At 41.5% G+C, this 26,101-nt stretch carries 23 protein-coding genes; 16 read left to right on the top strand and 7 right to left on the bottom strand.

The window, feature by feature from the left end; genetic code table 11:
• Positions 1-3 precede the first annotated feature (3 nt).
• Complete coding sequence (locus tag CSV72_RS10335) at positions 4-849, top strand: YtnP family quorum-quenching lactonase (protein WP_099678293.1); 846 nt, start codon at positions 4-6, stop codon at positions 847-849.
• A gap of 657 nt (positions 850-1,506) precedes the next feature.
• Here CSV72_RS10335 and CSV72_RS10330 read toward each other — a convergent pair.
• Positions 1,507-1,821 (bottom strand): hypothetical protein, encoded by a 315-nt coding sequence (locus CSV72_RS10330; RefSeq protein ID WP_099632759.1) that lies wholly within the window; start codon positions 1,819-1,821, stop codon positions 1,507-1,509.
• Positions 1,822-2,024: 203 nt separating this feature from the next.
• On the opposite strand from CSV72_RS10330, the gene CSV72_RS10325 reads away from it, so the two are divergent.
• From CSV72_RS10325 to CSV72_RS10285, 9 genes are all read left to right on the top strand, one after another.
• A complete protein-coding gene (locus CSV72_RS10325; protein WP_099678292.1) occupies positions 2,025-3,098 on the top strand; it encodes a M42 family metallopeptidase in 1,074 nt (357 codons plus the stop codon).
• 28 nt (positions 3,099-3,126) lie between these two features.
• Positions 3,127-3,642 (top strand): DUF84 family protein, encoded by a 516-nt coding sequence (locus CSV72_RS10320; RefSeq protein WP_099678291.1) that lies wholly within the window; start codon positions 3,127-3,129, stop codon positions 3,640-3,642.
• Between the two features lie 78 nt (positions 3,643-3,720).
• On the top strand, positions 3,721-4,239 hold the full coding sequence (locus CSV72_RS10315; RefSeq protein ID WP_099678290.1) for a hypothetical protein: 519 nt from the start codon (positions 3,721-3,723) through the stop codon (positions 4,237-4,239).
• Between the two features lie 33 nt (positions 4,240-4,272).
• Positions 4,273-5,088 carry a DUF1444 domain-containing protein gene (locus CSV72_RS10310; protein WP_099678289.1) on the top strand — a complete coding sequence of 272 codons (816 nt, stop codon included), beginning with the start codon at positions 4,273-4,275 and terminating at the stop codon, positions 5,086-5,088.
• Positions 5,085-5,690 carry a YtpR family tRNA-binding protein gene (ytpR, locus tag CSV72_RS10305; protein ID WP_099678288.1) on the top strand — a complete coding sequence of 202 codons (606 nt, stop codon included), beginning with the start codon at positions 5,085-5,087 and terminating at the stop codon, positions 5,688-5,690. The genes CSV72_RS10310 and ytpR overlap by 4 nt, the downstream gene beginning before the upstream one ends.
• A 170-nt stretch (positions 5,691-5,860) precedes the next feature.
• Complete coding sequence (locus tag CSV72_RS10300) at positions 5,861-8,998, top strand: DNA translocase FtsK (RefSeq protein ID WP_233191230.1); 3,138 nt, start codon at positions 5,861-5,863, stop codon at positions 8,996-8,998.
• A 130-nt stretch (positions 8,999-9,128) separates the two neighbouring features.
• On the top strand, positions 9,129-10,442 hold the full coding sequence (gene murC, locus CSV72_RS10295; protein ID WP_099678286.1) for a UDP-N-acetylmuramate--L-alanine ligase: 1,314 nt from the start codon (positions 9,129-9,131) through the stop codon (positions 10,440-10,442).
• Positions 10,443-10,604: 162 nt separating this feature from the next.
• The gene (locus tag CSV72_RS10290) at positions 10,605-11,057 is read left to right on the top strand and encodes a DUF948 domain-containing protein (protein WP_099632766.1); all 453 of its coding nucleotides are present in this window, start codon (positions 10,605-10,607) and stop codon (positions 11,055-11,057) included.
• A 56-nt stretch (positions 11,058-11,113) separates the two neighbouring features.
• The gene (locus CSV72_RS10285; RefSeq protein ID WP_099678285.1) at positions 11,114-11,881 is read left to right on the top strand and encodes a YtxH domain-containing protein; all 768 of its coding nucleotides are present in this window, start codon (positions 11,114-11,116) and stop codon (positions 11,879-11,881) included.
• Positions 11,882-11,984: 103 nt separating this feature from the next.
• Here the strand turns inward: CSV72_RS10285 and CSV72_RS10280 are convergent, their stop codons facing one another.
• The gene (locus CSV72_RS10280) at positions 11,985-14,066 is read right to left on the bottom strand and encodes a cell division protein FtsA (protein ID WP_233191228.1); all 2,082 of its coding nucleotides are present in this window, start codon (positions 14,064-14,066) and stop codon (positions 11,985-11,987) included.
• Between the two features lie 219 nt (positions 14,067-14,285).
• Between CSV72_RS10280 and CSV72_RS10275 the strand changes: the two genes are divergently transcribed.
• Entirely contained in the window at positions 14,286-15,368 is a 1,083-nt protein-coding gene (locus tag CSV72_RS10275; protein ID WP_099632768.1) for a bifunctional 3-deoxy-7-phosphoheptulonate synthase/chorismate mutase, read from the top strand.
• A 134-nt stretch (positions 15,369-15,502) separates the two neighbouring features.
• Positions 15,503-16,504, top strand: coding sequence for a catabolite control protein A (gene ccpA, locus CSV72_RS10270; protein ID WP_099678284.1), 1,002 nt, complete (start codon positions 15,503-15,505; stop codon positions 16,502-16,504).
• Between the two features lie 124 nt (positions 16,505-16,628).
• Here ccpA and CSV72_RS10265 read toward each other — a convergent pair whose 3' ends face one another.
• The 4 genes from CSV72_RS10265 to CSV72_RS10250 all read right to left on the bottom strand — a co-directional run bounded on the left by CSV72_RS10265 (position 16,629) and on the right by CSV72_RS10250 (position 22,279).
• A complete protein-coding gene (locus tag CSV72_RS10265) occupies positions 16,629-17,783 on the bottom strand; it encodes an acetoin utilization protein AcuC (protein ID WP_099678283.1) in 1,155 nt (384 codons plus the stop codon).
• Complete coding sequence (locus tag CSV72_RS10260; RefSeq protein ID WP_099678282.1) at positions 17,780-18,424, bottom strand: acetoin utilization AcuB family protein; 645 nt, start codon at positions 18,422-18,424, stop codon at positions 17,780-17,782. Before CSV72_RS10260 ends, CSV72_RS10265 begins: the two co-directional genes overlap by 4 nt.
• A 15-nt stretch (positions 18,425-18,439) precedes the next feature.
• On the bottom strand, positions 18,440-19,072 hold the full coding sequence (locus CSV72_RS10255; protein WP_099678281.1) for a GNAT family N-acetyltransferase: 633 nt from the start codon (positions 19,070-19,072) through the stop codon (positions 18,440-18,442).
• A 264-nt stretch (positions 19,073-19,336) separates the two neighbouring features.
• Positions 19,337-22,279: a transglycosylase domain-containing protein gene (locus CSV72_RS10250; RefSeq protein WP_099678280.1), complete on the bottom strand. Its 2,943-nt coding sequence runs from the start codon at positions 22,277-22,279 to the stop codon at positions 19,337-19,339.
• A gap of 371 nt (positions 22,280-22,650) precedes the next feature.
• On the opposite strand from CSV72_RS10250, the gene tyrS reads away from it, so the two are divergent.
• Entirely contained in the window at positions 22,651-23,916 is a 1,266-nt protein-coding gene (gene tyrS / locus CSV72_RS10245; RefSeq protein WP_099678279.1) for a tyrosine--tRNA ligase, read from the top strand.
• 15 nt (positions 23,917-23,931) lie between these two features.
• Positions 23,932-24,276: a hypothetical protein gene (locus tag CSV72_RS10240; RefSeq protein ID WP_099678278.1), complete on the top strand. Its 345-nt coding sequence runs from the start codon at positions 23,932-23,934 to the stop codon at positions 24,274-24,276.
• Positions 24,277-24,436: 160 nt separating this feature from the next.
• On the opposite strand, the gene CSV72_RS10235 is transcribed toward CSV72_RS10240, so the two are convergent.
• On the bottom strand, positions 24,437-24,727 hold the full coding sequence (locus CSV72_RS10235) for a hypothetical protein (RefSeq protein WP_099678277.1): 291 nt from the start codon (positions 24,725-24,727) through the stop codon (positions 24,437-24,439).
• 260 nt (positions 24,728-24,987) lie between these two features.
• On the opposite strand from CSV72_RS10235, the gene CSV72_RS10230 reads away from it, so the two are divergent.
• Both CSV72_RS10230 and CSV72_RS10225 read left to right on the top strand, forming a co-directional pair.
• Positions 24,988-25,191 carry a hypothetical protein gene (locus CSV72_RS10230; protein WP_099678276.1) on the top strand — a complete coding sequence of 68 codons (204 nt, stop codon included), beginning with the start codon at positions 24,988-24,990 and terminating at the stop codon, positions 25,189-25,191.
• Positions 25,192-25,653: 462 nt separating this feature from the next.
• On the top strand, positions 25,654-25,995 hold the full coding sequence (locus CSV72_RS10225; protein ID WP_099678275.1) for a hypothetical protein: 342 nt from the start codon (positions 25,654-25,656) through the stop codon (positions 25,993-25,995).
• Positions 25,996-26,101 lie beyond the last annotated feature (106 nt).

Here is a 26,101-nt window from a genome sequence, read left to right as displayed (position 1 = left end):
ATTTTGGATCAACTAACTTTTCATGATATGAAACTAACATGGCTAGACGGTGGCGTGAACTATTTAGACGGTGGTGCGATGTTCGGTGTCGTTCCGAAGGCTCTATGGTCAAGGCGCTATGAAGCAGATGAAAATAATGTGATTGAATTACGAACAGACCCAATCCTCATTCAATACCAAGGGACAAACTATTTAATTGATTCGGGTATCGGTAAAGGTAAGTTGGACGACAAGAAAAAGCGTAACTTAGGTGTACGGGCCGAAACGCGCGTAGAAGAAAGCTTAGAAGAACTCGGTATGACGTCGGATGATATTGATGTCGTGTTAATGTCTCATCTTCATAATGATCACGCGGCGGGTTTGACGCAGTGGGAAAACGATGAGCTTGTGTCGGTATTTAAGAATGCCAAGATTTACACTTCGCAAGTCGAGTGGGATGAAATGAGAGAGCCAAATATCCGCTCACGAAATACGTATTGGAAAGAAAACTGGGAGCCGATTCAAGATCAGGTTACGACGTTTGAAGAGGAGATTGAAGTGGTACCAGGTATTAAGATGATTCATACGGGCGGTCATAGTGACGGTCATTGTGTGATTAAACTGGAGCAAGAAGGCGAGACGCTGATTCATATGGCGGATATTATGCCGACGCATGCACATACGAATCCTTTATGGGTACTTGCGTATGATGATTATCCGATGGACTCGATTTTTGCTAAAGAGCGCTTGATGAAGGAAGCGCTTCCAAATAACTATGGTTTTATTTTCTATCATGATGCTGTATATCGCATGGCGAAGTTTAGTGAAGATGGCAAGACGATTGTGGATAGCTTGCCTCGTACTCGGTGAGGGGTTAAGATCAAGATCCATTGCAAGTTCAAGTGATTGAATGTGGGGGGGCGCCGTTGATCGACGTTCCAGGCGGACGCTTTCCTGTGGGCTTGGCTCAAGCTGATCCACTAGGAGTCGCCGCCTTCCACTTACGATCAACTGGTGTTATCTTCTGAATTTGGGGCGTTTATGCAATGTTAAAAATTAAGTGCTAAAGACAGATTCCTTTTACGAGGGGTTTGTCTTTTTCTGTATGGAGAAGTACCTTTTAAAATAGAAAAGACTTGTAACTTGGTGATACTCAGACCTTTCTTACGCAAAACACGTAACAGAACCGCATTTCCCATTATCCAACGAAGGCGGCTGAAGCGGTAGGCGTAGCGAGGAGACAGAGACAGGTGTTCTTTCCTGTCTGTGGCTCCTCGTGAAAGCCATCCACCAGCGCCGAAGTGGCGTTCAATGTACTCTCCACTCCCATTGCTAGTCAAACCCCAAACTACATTCAGTGCTCGAATGGAAAATGCTCTCAATAGACCACTACATACTGCCGCTTCTTACTTACAAAGAATAAAACGCAATACAACTCGCACTTAAAATTGACTCAAACAAAAAAAGAGGCTATCGCAAGAAGTAGATACTTCTCGGATAGCCTCTTTACGTATATTTGATTATTGATTACTGACGAACTAGCTCTACGACAGTGCCTGTTTTCGCATCTGCTGCGAATTCGAATTGCTCCAGCTTGCCGTCTTTCATGCGTGAAACGCCACCACGGTAAACATCCATAGAAATTACGTGGTTTGTGAAAGGTTCTGGTTTCATAACAATCCAAGAACCGTCGATTGGTCCTTCTTCTTTAAATGCATCTTTTACTTTTTTCAATACGTTGTCAGCAGGTACTTCTTCATTGTAACGATTAAATGCCTCATTCACTACTACGCCTGCAGCAACTCCGGTTAAGATTCCAGCTAAAAAGTCTTTTACTCTCATGGCTAATTGCAGCCTCCTTCGCAAATCTTTTCTTATAGTGTAACATAGTTTAAAAGTGCATGGCGATTCAAAAGTGTTTTCGACTTTGTAAATCGGTAGAATATGGCACTTTTGTGTAAAGCAAATGCTTAACCTAATTAGTATTCATCTGTTTGGTATGTGGATATAATACATATAGACAATAAAAGAAGTGAGGGATTTAGATGAAAAAAGAAACGTTAGAACTATTTCGTACATTGACTGAACTTCCGGGCGCGCCTGGTAATGAATACCGTGTCCGGGCTTTTATGCGTGAGCAATTAGCACAGAACTCGGATGAGATTATTCAAGATGGTCTGGGTGGTGTGTTTGGTGTTCGGCACGGAAAAGAAGACCAGCCGAAAATTATGGTTGCGGGACATATGGATGAAGTCGGCTTCATGGTAACAGGTATTACGGATAACGGGATGCTTCGTTTTCAGCCTTTAGGTGGCTGGTGGAACCAAGTGCTACTTGCGCAACGAGTCCAGATCATCACAGAAGATGCAGATATCCCAGGTGTCATTGGCTCTATTCCGCCGCATTTATTGAGTGACGCAGAGCGCAGTAAACCTATGGATATCAAAAACATGCTAATTGACGTCGGTGCTGACGACAAAGCAGACGCTGAAAGTTTCGGCATTCGTCCAGGTCAGCAAATCTTGCCGATATGTCCATTCACACCGATGGCTAATCCGAAAAAGATTATGGCCAAGGCATGGGATAATCGCTATGGTTGCGGACTCGCAGTGGAGATATTGCAAGAAGTAAAAAATGACACGTTGCCGAATACATTGTATTCAGGTGCAACAGTTATGGAAGAAGTTGGGTTGCGTGGTGCGCAAACGGCAGCACGTATGATTGATCCAGATTTATTCTTCGCACTCGATGCGAGTCCTGCAAATGATGCAAGTGGCAATAAAAATGAATTCGGTCAGCTGGGTCAAGGAACGTTGTTGCGCATTATGGACCGCTCGATGGTCACACACCGTGGTATGCGCGAATTCATTCTAGACACTGCTGAAACTCACAATATACCGTATCAATACTTTGTATCCCAAGGCGGTACGGATGCAGGGCAAGTCCATATTGCGAATGACGGCGTGCCAAGTGCAGTCATCGGAATTTGTTCTCGCTACATCCATACTGCGGCTTCCATTATCCACACAGATGATTATGCAGCAGCGAAAGAATTAATTACAAAATTAGTAAAAGCATGTGATAAAACGACTGTGGAAACGATTAAACAAAACTGTTAAACGACTAGAAATGAAATGAGGATGCTGAATGAAATTTGTTCTTGGCTCTGAAAATCAGGCGAAAAAGCGTGCGGTAGTTCGAGTCGTTGAACGCTATATGGAGAACAGTATCATTTCTTCAGCGCCCGTTCCGTCGGGCGTCCGCGCGCAACCGATGAGTGAAGAGGAGACTCGGCTAGGGGCTATCAATCGTTCAATCACTGCAGCACACCATGCTTTTGGTATCGGTTTGGAAGGTGGTGTCCATATGATTGGTGACACGATGTACCTCTGTAATTGGGGCGCCCTTACCACGCCGGAAGGCAAAACGTTTACTGCTGCGGGCGCACAAATCCCTTTACCTGAGGACTTGGCCAATGAAGTTCGTTGCGGCAAAGAGCTAGGTGATGCGGTCGATGCCTATTTTACAAAGCAAAATATTCGAATGTCTGAAGGGGCTATGGGTATGTTGACGGCACAACTCGTTCCAAGAGATGCGTTATTTGAACATATCATGCAATTATTGATCGGCCAGCTCTTGTATAGCACGTCACTACAGAGCTGACGATTGCAATAGCGTCGGGGTGCGATTAGAATAGGACTGATAGAAAATTGAACGAAAGTAGAGAAGGGGGGAACCTGAATGTTGCGAAGTGGAAAGGTTTTCTTGCTGTTGCTACTAGCTGTCGTATTGGTAGGCTGTAATCAGAAGGTGGAAGTCCGTACTGACGATGCATTTGTTTCAGCGAAAAAAGTATTCGAACTTAATAGTAAAAAAGCGAATCAAACGGTGGGCGATATTGAATTTTATAAACCGCCAACTCTACGAATAGATAAAGAATCAGCTTCACAAAAGATTGTTTTAACTAAACGAAATGATTCATTTTATCTAACTGTTAATCCGAATGAAAAGAAAAACAGTCAAGTGTATTATGATGTTCTATTGACGGATGAACCGGATCATTTAGTAGGTGCACAAACATTTTCTAAAGATGATGCATTTGGCTTCGTTGCAGTTATTCAAAAAGGTGAGAAGCAAGTAGAGTTAATTGCAAACGTAGGTGGAGCGAAAGTGGAAACGGTCACGAATGAAGAAAACACTGATGCTTATTTAGAAAAAATGATGGAAATTGCTCGTTCGGCTCAGCATAACGATCAGTAAGTAACTTAGAGTAGTGAAGGAGAGGGTTAACGAATGGAAGCTGCAGATTTGGTAGAAGAACTAAAGAAACGCTTACCTAAAGAGAACTTTGATTGGCAATTTGACCGACAGGCGGACAAGTTGCGGATTGTCCATCATACTCTTCATAAAGGTATGGATATTTCATTACCTGAAATTTTATCCAAGTATGAGCAGAAAAAAGATCGTGCAATTGATGAAGTGGTGTATACCATTCAAGAAACTTTTCGCGCCATGGAGCAAGAACAAGAAAAAGGTTTCGCTGGAGAAAATACAATCTATCCTGTCATCCGTTCGACTTCATTCCCAACAGAAAGTTCTGCGGGACAACCTTTCTTAACGAAAGATCATACAGCTGAAACACGGATTTTCTATGCGCTAGATCTAGGGAATACGTATCGCTTGATTGATCATGGGATGTTGGCCGATATGCAGATGACAGAACAAGAAATACAGGAAATCGCAATGTTTAAAGTGAAGACGTTACCGACTGCTTATAAACAAGATATCGTTTCCGATAATATTTTCTACTTTATCAATAACAACGATGGCTATGATGCGAGCAGAATATTAAATCAGCCATTCATGAAAGAAATGGAACAGAAAATTGAAGGTCATATGGTCGTTTCCGTTCCGCATCAAGATGTGTTAATTATCGGAGACATCCGAAATGAAACGGGCTATGACGTCGTAGCACAAATTGCTATGCAGTTTTTCACAACAGGAGCTGTTCCTGTTACGTCACTGTCATTCATTTATGAAGATGGTAAACTAGAACCTATTTTCATTATGGCGAAAAATAGATTAGCAAGAAGGGATAAGAAAAAATGAACATATTTTATAATCCAGAAGGTGTTGGCGACGTATTGTTCGTTCAACTTACAACAGAAAGACCAACAGCAATTACTGCTGAAAGAAAAAACAATGTTACATTGATCAAAAATGAAGAAACGGGAACTGTAGTTGCGTTCAATTTATTTGATGCATCCAGTTATTTCCCTGTTTCAGCAGTTGGTCAAGTGGAACTGACAGAAGAGCTTGGCGAACAAATACAAACAGCATTAAAGAAAAATGACATCGATTTAGAATTGGAATTGGATTTCACTCCAAAATTCGTTGTCGGCTATGTTGCTGAAAAAGAAAAGCATCCAAACGCAGATAAGTTGAACATTTGCCAGGTAGACGTAGGGGAAGAAACACTGCAAATCGTTTGTGGCGCTGCCAATGTGGAAGCTGGACAGAAGGTTGTTGTAGCTAAAGTAGGGGCTGTAATGCCTTCAGGTATGATCATTCGTGATGCGGAACTTCGCGGAGTAGCTTCATCAGGTATGATCTGTTCTGCTACAGAACTTGATCTACAAGACGCACCTGAAGCAAAGGGAATCCTTGTATTAGAAGACGATCGAAAAGTCGGGGAAGCTTTCAAAGCGTAAGTTGTAAATATATCCATAGAAAAAAAGCTTTTGCACAAGCCTCATTAAGCTTGTAGCAAAAGCTTTTTTGTATTATTGTTACAAAGGGTTACAAATCATCATTTTATACAGAAAGAACATAGAACTGTTTGATTTCCTTATAGGTAACCTGTTAAAATGAAATGATTGATATGAAAAGAGTGATATATTTGAGCTGGCTACGGAATATGAAGAGACGCCTTCAGCAAATGCAAGAAGGCTCTGAAAAAGAGAACCCATTATATGAACAATCAACTACTGAAAATACTATTGAAAAAAATAATGAAAACCAAAACCAAAATCAAATTAAAAACAAAAATCTAAACGAAGATTTTGATGAAAATAAAAAAACAAACTTTCGATTTCCGATAGTTTCTGACTATGAAATTTATGGATGGGAACCACAAATCCATCATGATGAATATACAAAAGATTATTTACAAGAAGATGCAGCGACACAAGAAGATGCATATGAAATCCTTCCTTTGGAACAGAATGAACGTTGGCCAGGTCGTTATGAGCGAAGTGGAAATGTCTACCGTGCAGAAGCAAAACGAGATTTTGCTCACATCATTCCACCTACATCAAGTCCACTGCCTCTTCCGTTTTCTGGAAGAAAGCATGAACGTACATTGCATGCGGAGCCGCAACGAATTGAAACCTATGAATCACGGCGTCCTGAATTAGAGGAACCATCCCGCCCGAAGGAAGAACCTATAAAGGTAGAGAAGCCGAAGAAATTTAGAAGGCCGTTTACACCTACTCATGTACCTTCACCTATCTACGGCTTGAATACTAGTTCTCCAATTAGTGAGGCTATGGAGTCGGTCATAGAAAAGAAAGATACGAAAGATCAAGAGTTACACGATCAATTAGAAAATTATGATGATGAACTGCCATTGTCCTTGATTTCCAATCAACGACCTAATAAAACACCATTATTTGCTAGTTCATCAGAAAAAAGACAGTCTGAGGTGTTTTCAGCGCCAGAACAAGTGCAAGAAGTAGAAGCGCCTAAATCAGAAGTATCTGAAGAAGCTACGCAACTAGTAGAACAGACTGAAGAAATACCAGTGATAGAAGAAGAATCACTAGAAGTAGCTGAACACGACTTAGTGCAGGATGAAACCGAAGAAACCGAAGAAACCATTGTAGAGTTAGAAGAGGTACCAGTAACAACGGTAGAACGAGAGGAATCGCAGGAAGTCTCTGCCCAAACGGAAGATGTAGAGCGTCCTCTATCGGCGACGGCAGTTGAAACAGAAGCAGAAAAGCATGATGATGCTGAAGCTGAAATCGAAGAAATTGTAGTAGATTCAGAAGCGCCAGTAACCGTTACGATTGAAAAAGAAATAGAAGAAGAAGAAGAAGTAGAAGAAATAGAAGAAATAGAAGAAGAGATAGAAGAAGAGATAGAAGAGGTAGAAGAGGTAGAAGAGATAGAAGAAGATATAGAAGAAGTAGAATCCGAAATGGATGAAATAGAAGAACAAGCGCAACCAGTTAAAAAAGAAAAAGTCGTACCATTTAATGTGTTGATGCTTAAATCTGATAAAGAAAAATTAGCAGCAAGAGTAGAAGAGTTAATTGCAGCTAATGCAGCAAAGAAAGAAGTAGTAGGGGAAGAGCCAGTTGAAATAGAAGCGGATCATATGGATCACGGCGTGGCGGAACCATCCGAAGCGGTAGGGGATATACAACCGGTAGTGCAAGAACTACAGAAGAATAATATAGAACCAAGCGTGGAAGAAGCAATTACCATTGAAGAACCACAATCCATTGCGGTAGAATCTTATGTCGAAGTAACAGAGACTGTGGCGACGACTTCTGAAACGATTGTAGAAGAGCCTGAAGAGGAAATAATCGAAGAAGAACCACCACATTACGGATTCCCGACGATGCAGTATTTAGCACCACCGGAGGAAGAAATCATTGATGAAGAGTGGCTTGCGTCGCAGTCCGCTACGTTAGAAGAAACTCTTTCTCACTTTGCTGTAAAGGCGACTGTCGTGCAAGCTGTGCAAGGACCTGCAGTTACGATGTTTGAGTTAACGGTAATGAAGGGGACGAAAGTAAGTAAAATTCGAAATCTTACCGATGACTTAAAATTGGCATTGGCTGCTAGAGATATTCGTATCCAGGCGCCGATTCCAGGTACAAGTATGATTGGTATTGAAATCCCAAATCGTAAAACACGTGCTGTTCGAATTTCAGAGGTTATTGATAGTGATTCCTTTATGAACTCAGACTCGCCCCTAGAGGCTGTACTCGGACTGAGTTTGACTGGTGAGCCGCAAACACTTGACCTACGCAAGATGCCACACGGAATGATTGCGGGTGCAACAGGCTCCGGTAAATCCGTCTGCATCAACTCTATACTGATCAGTTTGCTATATAAAGCTTCGCATCATGATCTGAAACTATTGCTCATTGATCCGAAGATGGTGGAACTAGCACCATATAATGGTATTCCTCACTTGTTGAGTCCCGTTATTACGGATGTCAAAGCGGCGACTGCAGCTTTGAAATGGGCAGTTAATGAGATGGAAAGACGCTATGAACTGTTTGCGCATTCCGGCGTACGTAATATTGAACGCTATAACGAAATGGTCATGGAATCACGTCGTTTTTCTTTAAAAATGCCTTATATCGTAGTAGTGATTGATGAGTTAGCAGATTTAATGATGATGGCGCCTGCAGATGTAGAAGTGTCCATTAGCCGAATCACCCAAAAGGCTAGAGCGTGTGGTATTCATTTAATCATCGCAACTCAGCGACCTTCTGTTGATGTCATTACGGGAACGATCAAAGCCAACATTCCAACTCGCATAGCATTTGCTGTATCCTCACAAGTGGATTCTAGAACGATTTTAGACACAGTAGGTGCAGATCGTTTACTTGGTAAAGGGGATATGCTGTATTTAGGCAATGGCCAATCGGCTCCTGTCCGTCTTCAGGGGACATTTGTCACGGATGATGAAATCGAGCGTATAATAGAACATGTTCGTAATGAAGCAGAACCGAATTACTTATTCGGCCAAGATGATTTGCTGGCGGCCGCTGTCCGAGAAGAGGAATCGGATCCGTTATTTGAGCAAGCTTGCAACTTTGTCATCGAGCAGGGGAGTGCATCTACCTCGTCATTACAGCGCCATTTCAGCATCGGCTACAACCGGGCGGCAAAGTTAATCGACCGAATGGAAGCAAATCAATTTATATCTGAGCAAAGAGGAAGCAGAGCGCGCGACGTCTTTTTGACTGAACAAGCATTTGAAAGCTTCATGAAATAATAAATCCAAAGTTCGTATCCAAAGGTTTGTGCGAACGCGTGGTATACTATGACAGGAAATAATCTTCTGGTCTACTATTGGACAATTGAAGATAAAAAGTGGGATGAAAGAATTCCCGGGAGGTTTCAATATGACATTGTTACATTTTACTGGTATAAAAGGATCGGGAATGAGTTCCCTTGCCCAGTTACTGCATGACTCTTCTTATACAGTTCAAGGTTCTGATGTGGAAAAATACTTTTTTACAGAAGATCCCTTACATGAAAGAAATATAAAAGTACTTCCATTTGACGAGAATAATATTCAACCGGGCATGAAAGTGATTGCAGGAAACGCATTTAAAGATGATCATCCTGAATTACTGCGAGCAAAAGAACTGGGTGTAGAGGTTATTCGTTATCATGAATTCCTTGGTGACTATATGGAACAATTTACTTCCATTGGTGTGACGGGTACGCATGGTAAAACATCTACAACGGGCTTGCTTTCACATGTATTGGGTGGCTTTGCGCCAACATCTTATTTAATTGGAGACGGTACAGGTAAAGGTGTCGAGAATGCGGAGAATTTTGTATTTGAAGCATGTGAATACAAACGTCACTTTTTGGCATACCATCCAGACTATGCAATCATGACGAATATTGATTTTGATCATCCGGATTATTTCACAAGTTTGGACGATATTTTGGATGCTTTCGGAGAGATGGCAAGTCAAGTGAAGAAGGCATTAATCGCTTGCGGTGATGATGATAATCTTCAGAAACTCCAATGTCAGGTTCCGATTGTTTATTATGGCTTGGATCCATCCAATGATTTCTACGCAGCGAATATTGAAAAAGATCAAAATGGCTGCTCATTTGATGTATTCATCCGAAATGAATTCTATTATCGTTTCACGATTACATTAACAGGCGACCATGCCATTCGAAATGCGTTGAGTGTTATTACGCTTTGTCATTATGAAAATATTCCAGCTGAAATTGTAAATGAACGCCTTGCGACATTTACCGGTGTGAAAAGACGTTTTACTGTCTTGGAATTAGATGACCGCGTCATTGTGGATGACTATGCGCATCATCCAACTGAAATCCGTGCGACATTGGATTCCGCACGTCAAAAATATCCGAATCGTGAAGTGATTGCGGTATTCCAACCGCATACCTTTAGCAGAACTGCTGCGATGTTAGATCAATTTGCAGAAGCTCTGTCTGAGGCAGATCATGTGTACTTATGTGATATTTTCGGATCTGCAAGAGAACAAGTCGGAAGTTTAACCATTCAAGACTTGATTGATAAAATCCCGAATTCCCAACATTTAAAAATAGAAGATATGTCAGATTTAGAAGCACATCACAATGCTGTAATCTTATTTATGGGAGCCGGAGATATCCAATTATATTTAAAACAATTTAAATCAGATATTACGAAAGAAGAAACAGCCTAATCTTTTATGAGAGGGCTGTTTCTCTTTTTTTTTTAGAATTTATTTGTTTCAATAAAGGATATCACCTAGTTATGTCGAACAGGAGTAATAGGACGAAAAGTTTAGAAACTCTGAAAGAGGGGTAAAGTTTTCGTAAGAATATGCTCTAGGAGGATAACGTAAGTGATCAATTTACTTTACGTTGCAGCAGTAATTGCAGCAATCGCATTTCTTATTCTTTGTGTAAGTCTGGCTATGACACTGGGGTCGTTAAAGACATCTTTACAAAGTGTCTCGCATACAGTAGATGACTTATCAAAGCAATTAGAGGGAGTGACTACAGAAAGTACACAGCTTCTTCAAAAAACCAATCAGCTGGCCGAAGATTTACAAGGAAAAGCGGACAAGCTGAACACTGTGGTGGATGCGGTAAAGGGAGTAGGCGACTCAGTGAACACGCTCAATCAATCCGTTCATCGGATCTCGAGTTCAGTAACTACCCAAGCCGAACAAAACAGTGACAAAATCGCGCAAGTAGTACAATGGGGAACCGTTGCATTTGGTCTATATGATCAAGTAAAGGAACGGCAACCTAAAAAGTCCGCTGGTTGGACGGTATACAAATCGCGCTCCTAGTACAAGCATTTTCCTTTAAAACATACTAAAATAGTTAATTCACAGGAGGAAGAAAAATGACAGAAAACAAACCGAACTACAACGACAACCAAGGTAACTACTCAAACACTTATGGACAGCCACAATATCCGGCGAACTACTCATACCGTTCCACAAATGATCTGTATGACGAAGATAGCAACGGCACAGGTAGTTTCATTGCCGGCGCAATCATTGGTGGGGTAATCGGAGCGGCAACTGCATTGTTCTTGGCACCGAAGACTGGCCGTGAAATGCGTGAAGATTTAACTACACAAGCTTCACAACTAAAAGACAAGAGTATTGAATTAAGCTCAACAGCAAAAGATAAAGCGGTAGAGCTATCAAGCACAGCAAAAGATAAAGCAGCAGAGTTATCAAGTGCAGCAAAAGATTACACAGCTGACTTCACGGATACGGCAAAAGAAAAAACTACAGCTTTCACTACAGCTGCAAAAGAGAAAACTTCTGAGTTGTCACATAGCTTACAAGAGCAATCAGGACAGCTAGTAGACAAAGTGAAAACTGCTACATCAAAAGCTAAAGTTCCAATGGATGATGGTACAGTATCATCTGAAGGTGAAGAAGCAACTGATTATAAAAGTGCAAAAGAAAACAATGAAAAATCTGGAGAACTTTCAAAAGTAAAAGATTCTTCAAACAAAAATGAAGATCAAGTTAAAGCTAACAAATCTTCAAACAATAACAATAAATCTCCTAAAGCAGATGCTTCAGCTAAAAAGGATACTAATCAGTCTAAAGCAAACAACTCAACTTCAAACAACAACAAAGTCCATTCAAAATAATAGTGAAAACCTTCCTTCACGGGAAGGTTTTTTCTATGCGTACTAGTAAATGAAAAGAGTAATAGAAAAAGCTACGCCATGCGATTTCCGCAAGGCGTAGCTTTTATTCAAATATAATCTCTAGTTGATCTCCGCCAAATATCAATTCGTTGAAGCGAATGGATTTGCCATTACGCATTAATCGATAGGCGGCTGTAGATTGAGAGGGTAAGGAAAAATCAGTGAATGAAAATATGTCACTGAATAGTATAGGCGAATTGGATAACGATTTGAATTCAACCTGATCGTTACATTGTACTTGGTAGTCAAGGTTCGCCAGTTGTCCGTTTACAAAAGCGGCAGTACGTGGTTTTTTGATCACCACGGGTTCTTCATTGAATGTAACATCGGCGCGCTCTTCTAGGACGATATCTAAATCCCTTGCTATTTCCATTAAGGAAAGGGAGGCAGGTTGAAGCGTTTCAATGATATCGTTCGCGCAAATCTCATATTGGTCTGACACTTCTTGTCCGTTTGCGATGTAGACGGTCTCACGCTTCCTCAGACGGTGGGGGGTTCCGTTCCATGTAACAGTGAACGAATCTGTTCCCGGACTTACATGAGAGGTTATCGCATCTCGTATTCTATTCCCTGCATTCACTGTCAGTTCATCTCGATCAGCAATCTCAGTATCCATTGTCACAGTCTTTCCATTGAGTAAAATTTCACCTGTAACCGTCCGTGTCACTCCGTCCAGCTGATAATGAATAGGTTGAGGTGCCTCTACCAAGTCCCTGACTGTCGCTGAGGCGTCTGTGCCGTCTTTGCCAAACAATAGCTCAATATGGTCTTGGTTACCTACGCGATCCTTCGTGCCTGCTTCAGCGCCGTTTAACAGGATGGTCGTAGGTGAGCCATGCTCGCCAGGAAGTGTTCTCCATTGCCCGTTTACTTTTACGGTAAGTGCGAGTCCGGGTCTACCGTATAACTGACGGGCAGTAATGCGGGCCGCGAGTAGCGTGTCGCCTACAGTAAGCTCTTTTAATTCGAATAATCGAATGGACTGCTCGTTGACGGTTAGGGAAATATAATGAATGGGCGCTCTTTGCGCTGCGATCGCAATACCGATTGGTGTAACGAGTGCAGGAGAAGCTTCGATATGATCAGCGAGTGTAACCCCTGAGAGTGCGTCGAGACTTCGAATGGCTACCCGATTTTCCGGAAGATCTAGTTGCATACTCACTTCTTTTGTCAGTGTAGGCGTTAACCCTCCACCTCCGACAATCATGACGGCTTGCGGAGAAGAGTTGTGATTCAAGCGTTTGATTTCATTGGCGATGGATAATGCGAGATGTTTCACTGAAGGTCTAATGACATCGATTACTTCTTGTGAAGGTATTTCTTGTTCGAATCCTAAAATATCCTGCACTGTCAATACATCTTGATCATTAATTTGTCGTTTCATTTGTTCAGCTATAGGAAAATCAAGCAAGTAGTGTGCACTTAGCGCTTCGGTCATTTCATCTCCCGCAACAGGTACCATTCCATATGCCGTCACGGTATTATCCCTGACAATGGCAATATCTGATGTGCCGGCTCCAATATCGACCAAAGCGATATTCAATCTTCTCATGGAAGGGGGAACGAGTACATGAATTGCAGCGATCGGCTCGAGTGTTAAAGCTTCCATTTCCAAATCGGCACGCTTTAACGCGGCGAGTAAGGATTCTACAACCACTCGTGGTAAAAATGTAGCAATGACTTCTACGGTAGCTGATTTCCCTTTTTGATCAATCAGACTACCAATCTTTTCGTCTTGCAATTTGTAATATAAAACAGAATACCCAACGCAATAATAGTGATCATCTTCTTGCGATTGATGAGCAGATAGTAATTTTTCATGTGCATTTTGTACAGCTACTAATTCCAATCGGTTGATATCTTCTTTTGACATCAATGTGCGATCTGAAATATCTACCGTCACAGTGCCTTCTGCTGTTTTCAATGAACGACCAGCTGCCGCAACACTGACATGTTTTAGAGGACCGTGAGTTTTTTCCAATTGTTCCTTAATTTCTTGAATAATAGACGCCACGCTTAAAATATTATGTATTTGTCCATCAATCATCGATCGCTCTTTATGTTCTTTAGAAATCAAGTCTACGATATGGAATGAATCGTTATGTTCTTCCAGTATAATGCCCACAACGGAGCGAGTCCCGATATCAAGAGCGAATAACTTAGTAACCAGGATTTCCAACCTCTTTTCAAGTTTTTTCTAAGTGAAAATAGTGAATATTTATTTATTCGATGAAATTGCGTGACTTTTCTATGAGTATTCATTATACTAGGTCTATTATATAAAAATGTACCATAGATTCCGGTGTTAGAAAAGGAAGATATGTACGGGGAGGAGACAGGTATTATGAGCAAGCAAGATTTAGGTGAGTTGAGAGGTACTATTGATCAGTTGAACTTAGATATACTTAAATTGATCAACGAACGTACAGGCGTTATCCAAGAAATTGGTAAGTTAAAAGAAAAGCAAGGTGTTAATAGATATGATCCGGTTCGCGAACGCGAGATGCTCAACGTCTTAAAGAAGGCAAACATTGGTCCTTTACCAGACGGTATCCTTGAACAGGTATTTAAATCTATTTTCATGTCAGCACTTGAAGTACAGCAAGATGAGCAGAAGAATGCATTGCTCGTATCCCGTACTAGAAAACCTGAAGACACGATTGTTGACGTAAACGGCCATAAAATCGGAGACGGACATCCATCTTTCGTATTTGGACCTTGTGCAGTAGAATCTTACGAACAGGTTTTGGCAGTAGCCAAGTCAATCAAAGCAAAAGGATTAACGATGATTCGTGGAGGAGCTTACAAGCCACGTACATCTCCATATGATTTCCAAGGTTTAGGCTTGGAAGGTTTAAAAATTCTAAAGCGAGTTGCGGATGAAACTGGACTTTCTATCGTCACAGAAATCATTACACCGTCACACTTGGAGGAAGCACTCGAATATATCGATGTAATCCAAATCGGTGCACGTAATATGCAGAACTTCGAATTGCTGAAAGAAGCTGGAATGGTCAATAAGCCAGTACTTCTAAAGCGTGGAATGTCTGCAACGATTTCTGAGTTCGTCAATGCAGCTGAATATATTATATCTAAAGGTAATACGGAGATTATGCTATGTGAGCGAGGAATTCGTACATATGAGACGGCAACTCGAAACACGCTGGACATCTCTGCTGTTCCCATCTTGAAGCAAGAAACGCACTTACCGGTATTCGTGGACGTTACACACTCCACTGGCCGTAAAGATTTATTGCTTCCGACAGCGAAAGCAGCAATTGCAGTAGGAGCAGACGGCGTTATGGCAGAGGTTCATCCGGATCCAGCCGTAGCATTATCGGATTCAGCGCAGCAAATGGATATTGAGCAGTTTGACAAGTTCTACGAAGAGATTACTCGCTTCATGAACACACACCAAACGATCTAAAACATCCAACACCGATCCTTTATTAGTAAAGGTCGGTGTTTTTCTGTATAGAATGACAGAATTCTGCACAGAAAAACACAAAAGTCCAGTAGAACACGGTATACTAGTAAAGAATAAAGACAGGAGGAGCAAAAATGGCGATCACTATTTACGATGTAGCAAGAGAAGCGAACGTATCGATGGCAACGGTTTCACGTGTAGTGAACGGCAATCAAAACGTGAAGCCGGCGACTCGCAAAAAAGTATTGGACTGTATTGAACGATTGGGATACCGACCAAACGCCGTCGCTCGTGGACTGGCTAGTAAGCGTACTACGACGATCGGAGTAATAGTCCCGGATATGTCCAAGAGTTACTATGCAGAGCTATCCAGAGGGATTGCAGACGTGGCCACGATGTATGAGTACAATATTATCATCTCAAATTCCGACAAGAGTACCTCTCGAGAGGTTGAGTTGTTTGAAGATCATTTAGGTAAGCAAGTAGATGGACTGATCTTCATGAGTGATTCTATTTCACCTGAAGTACGTAAAGAAATGAAAACAGCGAACGTTCCAATCGTCTTGGCAGGGACGTTGGATTTTGAAACCAATTTACCCTCTGTCAATATTGATCATGAACAAGCCGCATATGAAGTAACGAAGAAGTTAATCGACAATGGCCACAAGCGTATTGCATTTGTTTCGGGACCGTTTACGCGTGACATTAATCGTGTGTGCAAGCGTGTTGGGTATATTCGTGCGTTGGAAGAAGCGGGGATGACGATCGATGAGTCATTGATCGTGGAAACCGACAATACGTATGATGATGCTTACGAAAGCTGGAATGTGCTAGGTAAGTTGTCTGACCGTCCAACGGCTGTCATGACGAGCAGTGACGAAGTTGCAATTGGTATTATGAATGGTGTGCGTGATGAGAATCTTAGAATACCTGAGGATTTAGAGATTATTTGTTTCCAGCACTCTATTCTTGCGCGTATTGTTCGTCCGCAGCTGACTGCGATTGTGGTGCCATTGTATGACCTAGGTGCCGTATCGATGCGTTTGTTGACGAAGTTGATGAATAAGGAAGAAGTAGAAGAGACCGAAGTTGTTTTACCTTATTATTTGGAAGAGCGGCAGTCGGTTAAGCAGTAAGGTGGGAGTTGCCTCCTGCTACAAAGAGTAACTAGTGTTGTGTTCAGAACCTTGACCATTACTACCTTATTTTTGAAAACATAAAGATAAAAAGCAACTTATCTTCGCGATAAGTTGCTTTTTATTATGCTTTTCGAATGACGTGCAAAGCTCTCGTTAGCATTTGCTCGTTTTTTTCATTGATGTCATGTTTACGAGGGACCGGCTCGTATAAGTCCTCAGGGTCTTCCCACGTCTCAATAAGAGGAACAGGGGATTCAGGTTGCCATTTGTTTAACCAGGCTTCTGGGAGGCGTCCCGTTGGTGTTGGGATGTCCTTCATAGTAAGCCATAGGTGAGACCATGCGCGCGGTACTACGCGCCAAATATCGTATCCGCCACCGCCTATTGCAATCCATTTCCCATCACAGAATTCTTCTGCGAGTTCTTTTGCTAGTTTCGGAATTTCTTCGTAAATCTTCATGGTGCTATACAGATGCGTTAATGGATCGAAGTAGTGCGCATCTGCTCCATTTTGGGTAAGAATAACGTCCGGCTTGAAGTGTTCTGCTACTTCCCGCAAGGCCGTTTTATAGATATGTAGGAAAGATTCATCTTCCGTAAATGCATCGATAGGGAAGTTGAATGACGTGCCATAACCTGCGCCATTGCCTCGTTCAGTTACATTACCTGTACCAGGGAACAAGTAGCGACCTGTTTCATGGATAGAGAATGTACAGACATTCGGATCATCGTAAAACGTCCATTGCACGCCGTCGCCATGGTGAGCATCGGTATCTACGTATAATACGCGAGCTCCATATTTTTGCTGTAAGTATTTGATAGCTACTGAACTATCATTGTAAATACAAAAGCCAGAAGCTTTCCCTTGGAACCCGTGATGCAAGCCGCCGCCGAGGTTCAGCGCGTATCTGGAACGGCCTTCCATTACTTCTTCAATCGCTGTAAGTGTACCACCGACGAGCAATGCACTCGCTTCATGCATGCCAGTGAAGAATGGTGTATCTTCCGTACCGATTCCGTAGATACTACCGATGTTTTCGCTAACGTCACCTTTACTCGCTTTTTTCACAATTTCGATATACTTTGCATCATGAGCCAGGAGTAATTCTTCGTCTGTGGCTGTACGCGGAATAACGATTTCTTCAGGTTTGATCGTATTCATTTCATCTAATAAATCTTTTGTCAAAATGATTCGCTTCTGATTAAACGGATGGGTATCCGAAAATTCATAGTTTAGTTGGTCAGGAGAAAAGATAAAACTCGCTTGTTTTTTCATACGCCCATCTCCGGTTCACTTGGCCACAGAACTTCGAATCCTTGCTCTTTTAATCCTTCGATGATCGGAAGAGGATTCATTCGTTTGATGCGGATTGCTAGAATTTTGTACTCTTCATTATCTTGATAAGGATAAACCAGTACACTTAACACATTCGTATTGTGGTCGTGAAATACTTTAGATGCTTCATATAAAATACCAGGCGTGTTTGGAACGCGGATTTGAATATGCGAACTTGGCTGATTGGCACCTGTTAATTCAATGTAGTTATAGAGTAAATCTGTTTTAGTTAGGATTCCGACTAGCTGATAATTAGAAATGATTGGTAAACAACCGATTTCATACGTATAAAACATTAACGCAGCTTCTTCCGCAAAGTCTCGCGGATGCCCAATCAATAAGTCGGTTTTCATAATTTTATCAAGTGTTGTTTCATAAAGTGAAGGTTCCAATCTCTCTGAAATGCTGGAAGGAGAGGCTTCTTTGACGTCACGATCTGTAACTAGTCCTTCTATCCGCCCATCTTTCACAATAGGGATGTGGCGGATTCGTTTTTCCTTCATCAGTTGTACCGCATCTGCAATCGTATGCGTAGAATTAAGCGTAATCACATCTGTTTTCATAATGTCCTGTATTAGCATGATCATTCCTCACTTTCAGTAATTAACACGATTTTTGAAACGCACACGATCAAAACGTTCGATGGATTCTTGATCGACTCGTTTTCCAATTCTCGCCATTAGTGCATTTGCGGGATGGGAGCTAACTTCCGGATCATCGGTTGGGAAGAACTCCATGCCACCTGCACGCATCATTTTCTCCATCATTTTACGATACTCCCAGACTGTCAACCCAGTCCCTTTCAAATCCCAATGCCAATAATATTCGGTTGTAATAATAATATAATCTTCCACCGCATCATCGAGCATCGATAATTCCAGTAAGGATTTACCGATACGTGCGCCGCGATAAGCAGCAACTACTTCAACGGCACCTAGTTCTATTAAATTGTCCAAGTCTGCTTCATACCAGCGTTCGAGTGGATCAGGATATAGATAGGTAACGTACCCAACAATCATATTATCGATTCTCGCTACATTGATTCGACCTTCAGGAAACGCAGCGATTTTCACCAATGCTTCTTGTTGTTGTTTAGATGGACGAAATGCTTTTAGTCCTTCGTGAAATTCGAACGACGCCAATCGCTCTGGTGAAACGGGCCCTTCAATGACCAATTCACCTTCGTCATGCGGAAATGATCTGGAAAAGTAGGTCTTTTTATGTTCCACACAGTTCACCTCTTCCTAATATTTCTATCCGTTGCACGCTCAAGTACTAGCTGTAAGTTCGGCACGTGTTGCTCTCTGTTAAGTATACAATTGATAGGGTGGAAAAGTATATTATTATCATTAAAATCACTGAATTGTCGGTAATTATAACGGAGTAGTAAAGTTTGTGAAAAGTAATGAAGAGGGGATTTTCATTCACTTTAGTAAACTTTTTATAGACAAAAAAGCCTGATTACAATTTCACATTGTAATCAGGCTTGTGCGTTATTCTTTTGCTGCAGGAGCTGCATCTGGCTTTGGTTCAGGTGTAGCTTCCGGCTTTGTTTCTGGTTTTGGTTCAGGTGTAGCTTCCGGTTTCGTTTCCGGCTTTGATTCAGAAACTGCATCCGGTTTTGCATCCGGTTTCGTTTCTGGAGTTGTCGTTCCAGGTTTTGTTCCAGAATTCGTATCTGGTTTCGGCTCTGCTTTTGGTGCAGCATTTGTTACAGTGTTCGAAGGCCCTGATAGTTGGCCGGTAATATCAACTGCGCGCACGTAGTATGAACCATATCCGACTTTATACGATCTAGAAGCTCCGTCATGAACCGTACCGATTTTTGCACCGTTCTGATAAATGTAATAACCAATTACATCATTAGAAGAGGAGCCGGTCCATGTAAGAACTGAACCATTTTGTCCTGCCGATACGGCTGCAGGTGGTACATTGTCAGCAGGGAATGCTGATCCTGCAACACTGCTCGCATATCCACCACGACCAGCAAGTAATTTGGAAGCATCTCCGCCTAAACGTCCTAGCATCCGCTTTCCATACTCAGAAGTTACGCCTATTCCACCGGACGTGACAAATTCACGAGGAGTAGAAGCTAACGCCTGATATAGTTTCCCATTCACTCGAACGGCAGCTGATGAAACGATACTATCATCCGCTTTTGTAGGAACCATCTTTTTCGAATTAAATAAATCCGATCGAACGAGTCCTGCCGATGAACAAGCAGCAGAAGGAGCTAGACCTGAAATGCCACAGAATGAACGTGTGACAACGCCGTTAGGGCGCTTAAAGGTATCTCTTGCTTTAATCGTTTCTGGTATCACGGTATTGGCTGTATTCATCAATTGTCCGTACAATCGTGCTGTCCGTTCTGACGGATGCATTTGACCACTGTTGTAGCCGTGATATAACGGAGTATTTCTGTTTTTATAACCCATCCACACACCAAGCGATACATTTGGATTATAGCCGACTAGCCAAGCATCGCCGTAATGCTGGGATGTTCCTGTCTTGGCAGCTAAATCTGGACGGATATTCATGAGGCCAGGTAATCTTGCAGCTGTACCGTTTCCTTTTAATACATCACGCATCATATCGGTGATGATATAAGAAGTTTCCGGGCTGAACACTTCGACTGGTTCCGCTTTGTGTTCGAATACTATATTACCTTTCATGTCTTCAATTCGTTCAATCATATACGATTCAATGAATTGACCGCCATTGGCAAATGTAGCGAAAGCATTCGTGTTTTCCTCTACAGTGACATCCATCGTACCTAATGATGCAGAAAGACCACTGCCTGCTTGATCTGTAGCATTTTTGAATTTCATTTTCTTAAGAAAATCAATCGGGTTTCTATCTATAATCTGGTCATATAGACGTATAGTAGATAAGTTTTGTGAACGTGCTAGTGACTCACGAGCTGGCAATACTCCAAACTCACGGTCGAAGTAGTTACCAGGTGCATAGTTCCCTCTTCTAAACTTCACATCGACTAGCGGACTCCCTGCACCAATCACGCCATATTCAATAGCGGGTGCATAAACCAATAAAGGTTTCATAGAAGATCCATTTTGTCGGTATGCTTGTGTGGAGTGATTTAATGCTTCGAGTTCGTAATCACGTCCACCGACGAATGATAGGACTTTCCCTGTATGGTTCTCGATCAACGAGGCACCGACTTGTACAGGATTTTGCTTCGTAATCGTTTTGCCTGATTCTTCATCTACTGTTTCAGAAGTATACGTATATCCGTAGTACTGGAAGCTGTCAGCCACTTCATTCATTTTGTCATACAGCTCTTTGTTGATCGTAGAGAAGATACGATAGCCGTCTGTTCGCATGGAACGGTCTGCCATGATTTCGTATTTTTCTTTGATCTTGGAATCACCTTCAAAACGGTCCGCGTCGATGCCATCTTTTTCAGCTAATACTTTAGCTAAAATTTCGATTGTACGATTTTGAATTTCTTGTGTGACATACGGATAACGTTCCGTCGCACGGCGTGAAGGTTGTCTGAAGTCTTTCGTTACATCGTAAGCCTTTGCTTCCTTCCATTCTGCGTCCGTAATATAACCTGCATCACGCATTCTGAACAATACCGTTTTCATTCGGTTGACACCGTACATAAGTTTTTCCCGTTCTTTAATCCCTTGATTTTTACTGTAGAAGGGCGTGTATGTATAAGGTGCTTGTGGAATACCCGCAATATATGCAGCTTGCGGCAAACTTAAATCAGCGGCTTTAATGCCGAAGATACCGCGTGCGGCTGTTTCGATACCTGCGATATTCTGTCCCGAAACATCACGACCATAAGGAATGATATTCAGGTAAGCTTCGAGAATTTCATCCTTCGTCATGAAGTGTTCCAAACGCATAGCTAGCAAGATTTCTTTGGCTTTACGTTCATACGATACTTCATTCGTCAGAATCTGGTTTTTTACTAACTGCTGTGTGAGTGTCGATCCACCCGTTTGACTGTCTGAGTTTGTAACATCTTGGAACACGCCACGGAATATCGCTTTTGGCACGACACCTTTGTGTTCTTCAAAGTATTCATCCTCAGTAGCAAGCACAGCGTCCAGTGCATACTGTGAAACTTTATCTAGCGTAATTTGTCGGCGCTCGATGTCCGAGTTGATCTTGCCTAGATAAATACTGTCTGCAAAGAACATTTCAGATGTTTCTTCATAATTAAACACCTGGTCCCGAAGTTCTTCTTTAGTACGTAACGGTTCTTTCGCAACGAGAGAAGCGAAATAGCCTGCACCAACTGAACTCGCAAATACGGCCCCAATGACGGCGAAGATAATGAGTAAAATAAACAAGTTCCAAAGTACGCCGGTACCGATGCGAAGTTTTTTGGCCCAAGGCTCTTTTTTCGCTTGTTCAAACTTATCTTCAAGTTGCTTAATTCTATTATTCTTTTCGTTATTCAAAGTTTTTCTCCCCCCAAAAATCTTTCTCATTATATCACAGATTCAGAAGGAAATATGCATTAATTGTTGACTTTCATTGGAAGATAGGTAAAATTGAACTCATACGAAATTACATGTCGAAGAAACCGAAGTAGTGGTAGTGAGTTCCGTCCTAGAGAGACAGCGGTTGGTGGAAGCTGTTCGGTGCACTATACATGAATTACAGTTTTGGAGTGTACGTTTTGCGCAACGTTACTAGCGCCTCAAAGCCGGAGAGTGTTTACTCTCAAGCCGGGTGGTACCGCGTTATGAATTACTCAACTAACGTCCCTGCATGATCATTTATTGATCGTGTGGGGACTTTTTATGTTGAAAATAGGAGGAAATAAAAAATGTCGAATGAATTAATGGATGATTTACGTTGGAGAGGTTTGCTATACCAGCAGACGAATGAAGAAGGACTTGAAAAGCTTCTAACAGACGAGAAAATTTCTCTATACTGTGGGGTAGACCCAACAGCAGATAGTATGCACATCGGTCATATCGTACCGTTGCTGACACTACGTCGCTTCCAGTTACACGGACATCAACCGATTCTATTGATCGGTGGCGCTACAGGGATGATCGGGGATCCATCTGGACGCTCTGAGGAACGCCAATTGCAGACGACAGATCAAGTAGACGACAATGTTCGCGGAATCAAAAAACAACTAGAAATGATCTTTGATTTCCAAACAGAAAATGGTGCAAAACTTGTAAACAATAATGACTGGATCGGTTCCATGTCATTGATCGAATTTTTGCGTGACTACGGTAAATTGCTAAGCGTCAATTACATGCTAGCAAAAGATAATGTGGCGTCACGTCTAGATCAAGGGATTTCGTTCACGGAATTCTCGTACATGTTGATGCAAGGTGCAGACTTTAACCACTTATTCGACAACCATAACTGCCGTGTGCAAATTGGTGGATCCGATCAGTGGGGGAATATTACGACAGGTCTAGAAGTCATCCGTAAAATGCATGACGAAGAAGTACAAGCATACGGATTTACAATTCCGTTAGTTACGAAAGCGGATGGCACGAAATTCGGTAAATCTGCTGGCGGAGCGGTATGGCTTGATGCGAAGAAAACTTCTCCATATGAGTTCTACCAATTCTGGATTAACGCAGCAGACGCGGACGTTGTGAAATACTTGAAAATCTTCACATTCCTAAGCCGTGAAGAAATCGAAGCACTGGAAGTATCCGTACAAGAAGAGCCACATGTACGTAAAGCACAAAAGACGTTGGCAGAAGAAATGACGCGCCTAGTTCACGGTCAAGACGCACTGGATCAAGCACTACGTATTTCTGCAGCACTATTTAGCGGTGACTTAAAAGCATTGACTGCTACTGAAATGAAAGATGCGTTTAAAGACGTACCGACTGTAGAAATGGAAAAAGCGGATCAAAACATCGTCGATTTCATTGTGCAAGCGGGTGTATCTCCATCGAAACGCCAAGCGCGTGAAGATGTAACAAACGGTGCGATTTCCTTCAATGGAGAGCGCATTACAGATACGGCATTCACGGTAGGGGCAGAGCAACGTTTGGAAGACGCATTCACTATTGTCAGACGTGGGAAAAAGAAATATAGTATGGTGAAGTTTGTTTAACTGGGAGATCATGAATTGAAAAAAGAGTATATGATGTACGCGATGACGTTAGGTGTAATAGGCGACGCGATTAATGAAATGATCGATGCGGTGGAAGAGGATAGCTCAGAAGGTGTTAAACGCGCCGCTAAGCGATTTACTACTGTAACGACATCCATTAAAGAAGAAACACCTCCTGACATTTTCGCGATTGAGCATCAAGAATTGGTCGAAGCTTTTACACTGTGGAACGTAGCGAACAAGCAAGCGACCGCTATGCGATCTGAAAACATCGTGGAAGCTGCATCAGCCGCATTAGATAAGCATGAAGGTTTCCTAGTGAGTATCATGGATCGGATTTATGATAAATTACGGAAATAATATTTGATAAAAAGGCATCTCTTTGGAGGTGTCTTTTTTGCGTTGGAAATAACATACATAACTGATAGCGGGAATCATAAAAAGTGCCTATGCAAAATAGTTATATTCGCTTGAACGAACGCAGAGGTTTGATACATAAGCACTGTAAAATAATGCGTTTTTATTTAGTTAACAGCTTTTTGATTAAGCGAATATCCGTGTCGTGGTTGTTTAGTAAGCGCTGAACTTTACATATATCATCTGATTTTACTTTGTTGTAAATAATTTGTTCAGATAACGTATCGGCTTTCTGGCTGTTAGCAATGGGGCTTATATCCAGTTCGGAAATTGCTTGCTTAATAAATTTTTGTTCTTCTTTGATAATAGAAATATTGGACTTTAGTGTAGAAACATCTCGCTCCATATTGCTAACTTTGTCCATCAAGAGTTCAAGAAGTTCACGATCTGTCATGGAAACCCTCCTATTATTTTTATATTTTACAAAAGATATACAGTGGAGATGAATATACTTCCTATTTGTTTTTTATCATACCATATTTAAAATGACTTGTACAGAACGTACATTCCCCATCATTATTGTTCTTAAGAAGTTATTTAAGGGATAACAACCATGAATATTTAAGAAAACACGAAGACTTAGTGCTCACATCTCCGCATAAAAGGATTTTCCTTCTCTGTGTCGAATACTGTAGATAGAGGGAAGTGAGAAGTTTGAAAAAGTACAGAGTACATTACCACTTTGCGGGCGCTGAAAGTATTTTAAGAATCGTTGAAGCGGCAGATCAAGAAGATGCTTTAGGAATAGCGACAAATTCCCGAAGCAATGATATTGTTTTTACAGATAGTAAAGGAACGTTATATTGTTTCTTTTATAGAGATGTAAAATATGTTTCAATTGCAGAAGACAGATCATAAACAACAGAAGTATAAAAACTTTTGCGAAATAGTAATTCAGAGCGTCCTTTCCTGGGACGTTCTTTTTATTTTTGTTTCGTAACTCCTCACAAAGAAGATTTGCTTCCTTGAATCATATAATAAAAAAACTACATGTACTTTAACTTTTTGGCACGTTTCAAAATGGTACGACGGATGTTTCATTTTGAAACGAAGGTGCGTATCAATGTGAAACGACACATCGTTTCATATTGGTACGGCCTATAACCAAAGAACTTAAGAACTTAAGAATTAAAGAATAAAGATATTGTCGAGAAGTATCTCGACGTCGAGTATTTCTCGATTACTTTTTGGCTGAGAAAAACTTTTTACACCTAGTATCCTTTTTGCTTCTCAGCTCTATATAGTGTGCAAAGCTAACCTGGTGGTATTTTGTAACGTGAAACCACAATCTACGTCTACGTTTAAAAGGAGTGGAGAATTATGAGAAAACGAATGTTGCTACTTCCTGTTTTATTATTGCTGACAGCTTGCTCTATCAACCCATCCTCGCAGAACACGATTATTGACTGGGTAGATTTTGTGAAATGGAATGATGCGACGTATGAAGCGAACTATGAAATTAACGAGCTTAAGAAGGACTGGGAAACTGCTGGAGAAGTAGGAGAAGTGGAGTATATGTTGGATGGCCATGCAAGTGCCAATCATCAGTCGAAAAATGGAGATGCTGCTTACTTGCCAAAAGGGAAGAAATTATTCGCAATGAAGGGATATGATCCGGCATTCCGAATTATAGGTAAGCGTCAAACAGTGAACACATATTAATAGAAGTAGATTCGTGAGATACTCCTCCCATAGAGCATATTTTGGGAGGTATTTATTTGAAAAGAAAAGAAAAAGAAGCATACTGGTCTGCAAAGATCGATGAATA

The sequence above is a fragment of the Sporosarcina sp. P20a genome, assembly GCF_002743175.1.
Lineage (GTDB): Bacteria > Bacillota > Bacilli > Bacillales_A > Planococcaceae > Sporosarcina.
Note: the sequence above shows the minus strand (reverse complement) of the source record. Positions and strands in the feature narration are given on the sequence as shown.

Bases quoted from the DNA above. Each gene is read 5' to 3' on its own strand.
- CSV72_RS10330 (WP_099632759.1), bottom strand. From the start codon at position 1,821: ATGAGAGTAAAAGACTTTTTAGCTGGAATCTTAACCGGAGTTGCTGCA.
- CSV72_RS10325 (WP_099678292.1), top strand. From the start codon at position 2,025: ATGAAAAAAGAAACGTTAGAACTATTTCGTACATTGACTGAACTTCCG.
- CSV72_RS10320 (WP_099678291.1), top strand. From the start codon at position 3,127: ATGAAATTTGTTCTTGGCTCTGAAAATCAGGCGAAAAAGCGTGCGGTA.
- CSV72_RS10315 (WP_099678290.1), top strand. From the start codon at position 3,721: ATGTTGCGAAGTGGAAAGGTTTTCTTGCTGTTGCTACTAGCTGTCGTA.
- CSV72_RS10310 (WP_099678289.1), top strand. From the start codon at position 4,273: ATGGAAGCTGCAGATTTGGTAGAAGAACTAAAGAAACGCTTACCTAAA.
- ytpR (WP_099678288.1), top strand. From the start codon at position 5,085: ATGAACATATTTTATAATCCAGAAGGTGTTGGCGACGTATTGTTCGTT.
- CSV72_RS10300 (WP_233191230.1), top strand. From the start codon at position 5,861: ATGAAAAGAGTGATATATTTGAGCTGGCTACGGAATATGAAGAGACGC.
- murC (WP_099678286.1), top strand. From the start codon at position 9,129: ATGACATTGTTACATTTTACTGGTATAAAAGGATCGGGAATGAGTTCC.
- CSV72_RS10285 (WP_099678285.1), top strand. From the start codon at position 11,114: ATGACAGAAAACAAACCGAACTACAACGACAACCAAGGTAACTACTCA.
- CSV72_RS10275 (WP_099632768.1), top strand. From the start codon at position 14,286: ATGAGCAAGCAAGATTTAGGTGAGTTGAGAGGTACTATTGATCAGTTG.
- ccpA (WP_099678284.1), top strand. From the start codon at position 15,503: ATGGCGATCACTATTTACGATGTAGCAAGAGAAGCGAACGTATCGATG.
- CSV72_RS10265 (WP_099678283.1), bottom strand. From the start codon at position 17,783: ATGAAAAAACAAGCGAGTTTTATCTTTTCTCCTGACCAACTAAACTAT.
- CSV72_RS10260 (WP_099678282.1), bottom strand. From the start codon at position 18,424: ATGCTAATACAGGACATTATGAAAACAGATGTGATTACGCTTAATTCT.
- tyrS (WP_099678279.1), top strand. From the start codon at position 22,651: ATGTCGAATGAATTAATGGATGATTTACGTTGGAGAGGTTTGCTATAC.
- CSV72_RS10235 (WP_099678277.1), bottom strand. From the start codon at position 24,727: ATGACAGATCGTGAACTTCTTGAACTCTTGATGGACAAAGTTAGCAAT.
- CSV72_RS10225 (WP_099678275.1), top strand. From the start codon at position 25,654: ATGAGAAAACGAATGTTGCTACTTCCTGTTTTATTATTGCTGACAGCT.